Annotated in this window: 1 rRNA gene; it reads left to right on the top strand. The window is 48.4% G+C overall.

Annotated elements, in window-relative coordinates:
- A 23S ribosomal RNA gene (locus tag CLRAG_RS19410) occupies positions 1-545 on the top strand; the annotation flags it as partial.

Below are 545 nucleotides of genomic sequence, written 5' to 3'. Positions count from 1 at the left end.
AGATATCCGAATGGGGAAACCCACCTAGATAACGCTAGGTACTGCAAACTGAATACATAGGTTTGTAGAGGCAAACCCGGGGAACTGAAACATCTAAGTACCCGGAGGAAGAGAAAGAAACATCGATTTCCTAAGTAGCGGCGAGCGAACGGGAAAGAGCCCAAACCAGGAACTTGTGCCTGGGGTTGCGGATAGGTCATAAATACTGTGAAGTGTTAATTGAAGAGAGCTGGAAGGCTCCGCCGGAGAAGGTAAAAGCCCTGTAAATGAAAGCAAAGAGCAGCCAGATCTAATCCAGAGTACCACGAGACACGAGAAACCTTGTGGGAAACAGGGAGGACCACCTCCCAAGGCTAAATACTACCTGGTGACCGATAGAGAAGGAGTACCGTGAGGGAAAGGTGAAAAGAACCCCGGGAGGGGAGTGAAATAGAACCTGAAACCGTGTGTCCACAAACAGTCGAAGTACGTAAAGTACGACGGCGTGCTTTTTGTAGAACGAGCCAGCGAGTTACGATATGCAGCAAGGTTAAGTACTTAAGGTA

Source organism: Clostridium ragsdalei P11, from assembly GCF_001675165.1.
GTDB classification, from domain to species: domain Bacteria; phylum Bacillota; class Clostridia; order Clostridiales; family Clostridiaceae; genus Clostridium_B; species Clostridium_B ragsdalei.
The sequence above is the reverse complement of the archived record's forward strand: the minus strand, read 5'-3'. Positions and strand labels throughout refer to the sequence as shown.